1 protein-coding gene is annotated in these 1,987 nt (G+C 63.5%); it reads left to right on the top strand.

Annotated features, from left to right (window positions below; translation table 11 throughout):
* Positions 1-231: 231 nt before the first annotated feature.
* Positions 232-1,875 carry a group II intron reverse transcriptase/maturase gene (gene ltrA, locus AB0N07_RS50470; protein ID WP_365847671.1) on the top strand — a complete coding sequence of 548 codons (1,644 nt, stop codon included), beginning with the start codon at positions 232-234 and terminating at the stop codon, positions 1,873-1,875.
* Positions 1,876-1,987 lie beyond the last annotated feature (112 nt).

Raw genomic sequence — 1,987 nt, 5'->3', positions numbered from 1 at the left:
CATGTTGCGTCCTGCAAGCTGGTCCAGGCTCGCGGGTGGGAGTCCCGTCCGGGTAGACACCGGAGTGCCCGGTAGCAGGTCCCGGTTCGTCGTGGAGACGCGGCGGGCTGAGCGGGATGTCAAGAGCCTCTTTGGAGGGAGCAAGCACGCGGGCCGTAGCGTGAAGCGAACCTTGCAGCCTCGTCAGAGTCAAAGCGGAGAAGCCGAGCCCCTCATGACTGGGCGAAGGCCATGTCCTGGAGGCCCTGTTCCGGGGTCAGCCTCTGGGGTTCTTCCGGGGTACGGAGGGCGGCACGTGTGCACAGTCTGGGCCGGAACAGGAGAGACCCGTCTGACCACGCCTGGCATCGGGCAAGAGACCGGACGTATAAGCCGATGGTGAAGTCGTCCGGAGGGCAGCGGGAGTCCGAGGGGGCCGTAGTACCGCTGATCGGCGTGCAACATAACGCGCCAGGAGGGAAGGACCCCCACTTTGATCACGTCCGGAGCGAGGGTAAGCGCGAGGGCATGGCCGGGACCGCCCGGTCCAACAACCCCGACGGGGCAACCCCCGTCGTAGTGGACGGGCATGCGTCCGTCTCGAAAGTGCGAAAACTTCAACGCGGGCTATGGACTGCGGCCAAGCAGTCTCCGGAGCGGCGTTTCCATGCCCTGTATGACCGTATCCACAGAGGTGATGTGCTGTGGGAGGCGTGGGAACGGGTCCGGGCCAATGGAGGAAGTGCAGGGGTGGATCGGGTCACCCTTGCATTCGTGGAGAAGGAATACGGAGTCGGGCGGATGCTCGGTGAACTCCAGAATTCTCTGCGTGCAGGCACATATCGTCCCGCGCCCGCCAGGCGTGTGGATGTACCGAAACCGCAGGGCGGCATAAGGCCGCTGGGGATTCCTGCTGTCCGCGACAGAGTAGCCCAGCAGGCGGCGAAGATCGTTATGGAGCCGGTGTTCGAGGCGGGGTTCTCTTCGTGCTCGTATGGATTCCGTCCGAAACGGTCGGCGACGCAGGCGATGGAGCGGCTTCGAGTCGGCTTCATCAAGGGCCGACACTTTGTTGTCGAATTCGACATTCGGAGCTTCTTCGACGAGATCGACCACGATCGGCTTCTCGCCGAAGTGGGGCGCCGGGTATCGGACCGCAGGGTTCTCAAGCTGGTCCGTCTGTGGTTGCAGGCGGGCGTGATGGTGGACGGTGAGGTTCGGCGGACGGTCGCCGGGACACCTCAGGGCGGGGTGATCTCGCCTTTGCTGGCCAACATCTACCTGCATGTTCTGGACTCCGAGCTGATGCGGCGAGGGGTTGGGGAGCTGGTGCGGTACGCGGACGACGGAGTCGTCCTGTGCCGTTCGGCTCGCCAGGCCAGAGTTGCCCTGGATGCGGTCGGGGAGATCCTCGGCTCGCTGGGGCTGCAACTACACCCGGATAAAACGAAGGTTGTTGACCTCAGAGAGGGCCGGGAAGGGCTCGACTTCCTCGGCTGCCACTTCAGAGCTCGCTTTTCGGGCAAGGTGTGGGAGAGGTACGGCCAGGTCCGCTTCTACCTGCACCGCTGGCCGTCGAAGGTGGCGATGAAGAGACTCCGGGCAAAGGTCCGGGAACGGACCGACCGCCGTCGGTCGGGGTGGGATATCCGTGATGTGATCGCGGATTTGAATCCGATCCTGCGCGGCTGGGGCAACTACTTCCGAACCGGGAATGCCGCTGAGAAATTCCAGAATGCTGACAGATACGTGGTGTGGCGACTTCGCAGACTGATGGTCAAGAAACGCGGGCGCAACCTACGGAGTGGTCAGCGGCGGGAATGGACGGAAGAGTGGTTCAACGGGCACGGCCTGTATCGACTACGTGGCACCATTCGCTATCCGAAGGCTGCGTAACCCTGTCAAGAAGATCATCGGTAAGCCGTGTGCGGGAAAACCGCACGCACGGATTGAAAGGGGACGGAGGAACCGGGCCTGCAAGGGCACCGCGCCTCCAACTACCAATGGC

It is taken from the genome of Streptomyces sp. NPDC051172 (assembly GCF_040682555.1).
In the GTDB taxonomy this organism is placed as follows: domain Bacteria; phylum Actinomycetota; class Actinomycetes; order Streptomycetales; family Streptomycetaceae; genus Streptomyces.
The sequence above is the reverse complement of the archived record's forward strand: the minus strand, read 5'-3'. Positions and strand labels throughout refer to the sequence as shown.

Excerpts from the sequence above, each read along its gene's own strand:
- ltrA (WP_365847671.1), top strand. The coding sequence starts at position 232 with ATGTCCTGGAGGCCCTGTTCCGGGGTCAGCCTCTGGGGTTCTTCCGGG.